Annotated in this window: 3 protein-coding genes; all 3 read right to left on the bottom strand. The window is 63.9% G+C overall.

Translation table 11 applies throughout. The features are described from left to right. Positions 1–153: 153 nt before the first annotated feature. Positions 154–987 carry a PHP domain-containing protein gene (locus tag D6B71_RS22325; protein ID WP_121259002.1) on the bottom strand — a complete coding sequence of 278 codons (834 nt, stop codon included), beginning with the start codon at positions 985–987 and terminating at the stop codon, positions 154–156. Between the two features lie 32 nt (positions 988–1,019). Further along, positions 1,020–1,319 carry a hypothetical protein gene (locus D6B71_RS22330; RefSeq protein ID WP_121259003.1) on the bottom strand — a complete coding sequence of 100 codons (300 nt, stop codon included), beginning with the start codon at positions 1,317–1,319 and terminating at the stop codon, positions 1,020–1,022. A gap of 86 nt (positions 1,320–1,405) precedes the next feature. After that, positions 1,406–1,717, bottom strand: coding sequence for a hypothetical protein (locus tag D6B71_RS22335; protein WP_121259004.1), 312 nt, complete (start codon positions 1,715–1,717; stop codon positions 1,406–1,408). Positions 1,718–1,781: the final 64 nt, after the last annotated feature.

A 1,781-nucleotide genomic window follows, 5' to 3' on the forward strand; every position in this document is an offset into this window, starting at 1 on the left:
TACGTTGGAGGCACGCGCTCACTCAGGTCCGTCGTACACCACTCTGCTGGACTCCACTGGTGGGATTCGCGCCCGAGCACACCTCGTCAGTCAACGTTCTTTCCTTCGTTCTCGCCAGTGTTGTCCTGTCGTCCGGGTCTGGTTGGACCCAACTCAGCGGCCATCGAAGTTCGCACCCAGTAGGGCTTCCGCGACGTGGGGCTCGGTCGTATTGCAGCCGAGATCGTGGTCGGACTTTCTCGTGCCGTGGTAGTCGCTCGAGCCGGTCGAAGCCAGACCGAGGTTCGACGCGATCGAGCGCAGCTCCTCGCGGACTTCCACGCTGTGTTGCTGGTGGTCAACTTCGATGCCGTCGAGACCGCAGGCGGCAAGCTCGGCGAATCGCTCTTCGCTCACTCCGGGGCCACGCTTGCCGTCCCGCGGATGGGCAATCACCGCTACTCCGCCAGCATCACGAATCGCAGAAATCGCCTGCTCGATCGTGGGTCGGTAGCGCTGGACATAGGCAGAAGCTCCCTCGTTGAGGAACTGCGCGAATGCCTCGTCTTCGGTCGCCACGTGGCCCGCCTTCACGAGACCGGCAGCCACGTGTTTGCGGCTGGGGATTCCTCCCGCCAGCGAGGTGACGTACTCGCGATCCACGGACAGACCCAGCTCATCAAGTCGTGCGAAAAGGCCAGCCACGCGATCCTCGCGCGAGGTGGCGCCGCGGCGCAGGATCTCGTGAACTGCCGGATGCGCCGGGTCCAGGTTGTATCCCAGGAGGTGCTGTCCACGATCAACGTTCGTCGTCGAGAACTCGATGCCGAGCACGACCTTGATACCGAGCCGCTCGCCAGCGGCAGCGGCGGCGTCCCAGCCTGCGACAGTGTCGTGGTCCGTCAAGGCGACGACATCAAGCTCAGCCGCAACGGCCCGGTCCACCAACACCTCTGGGATGTCGGAGCCGTCGCTGCAGATTGAATGTGTGTGCAGGTCGATCCGCATCTTGCTGACCTCTTTCGAACGTCTCTGGGGTGTCAGCCGTACATCTGGTCGATGTTCTGGATCGCGGTAATGACGACCTGCTGTGCCGCGAAGAACTGGCCGGAAGCGAGTAGGTTCTCCGCTGCCAACGGAGCGGCTGCGGCTGATAGAACCGCATCCTTTGCGCTTCCTTGCATGACGAGGCGCCGCTGACCCGACGGCCAGACCTGTTCACCGACCGACTTCGCTGCCGGCAACAAGGCCCGGAACTGGGCCTCCGAGTCAGCGGCAGCCAGGGGCAGTAGCGCCTGGCGCATCTTCCAGCCGTTGTTGACGTTCTTAAAGAAGCCCATGCCACGCACTCCCGCACCGATTTGTAGAGACCAAAGCAACGTAGCTGGGTAAGCCGGCACGAGTCTGCAAAACGAACTCACTCGGCTCAGTCCGCTGAGCGCGGACTCCGGCCGCGCTTGCGATTGCCGCGGTGGAACGACTCGCGACTCATCTTCGACATCATCGGAGCGGATGCGACGCCGAGGTCCACCGACATCTGGTCCATCTGCTCGACCTCGTCGATCTCGGCCCGAATCTCCGCCTTGAGCACCTCCGGAGCTGCCTCGAGCGACGCCGTGAGCCGCGCCTTCGTCTCCCCCATCAGACGCTGGCCGTTCTCGAACTCACCGCGCTCGAAGGCCTCTGACGCCTGCCGCTTCAGGTCCTGCGCCTCCTGGAACAGGATCTCGGAGTGCACCGTCGGACAGAGCCCCGCGGGGTGGTGGGCTTTGAGGTGATCCTCGGTGCCTACGCGTCGCTGC

The sequence above is a fragment of the Nocardioides ferulae genome (assembly GCF_003660455.1).
Classification (GTDB): Bacteria; Actinomycetota; Actinomycetes; order Propionibacteriales; family Nocardioidaceae; genus Nocardioides; species Nocardioides ferulae.

Excerpts from the sequence above, each read along its gene's own strand:
- D6B71_RS22325 (WP_121259002.1), bottom strand. The coding sequence starts at position 987 with ATGCGGATCGACCTGCACACACATTCAATCTGCAGCGACGGCTCCGAC.
- D6B71_RS22330 (WP_121259003.1), bottom strand. The coding sequence starts at position 1,319 with ATGGGCTTCTTTAAGAACGTCAACAACGGCTGGAAGATGCGCCAGGCG.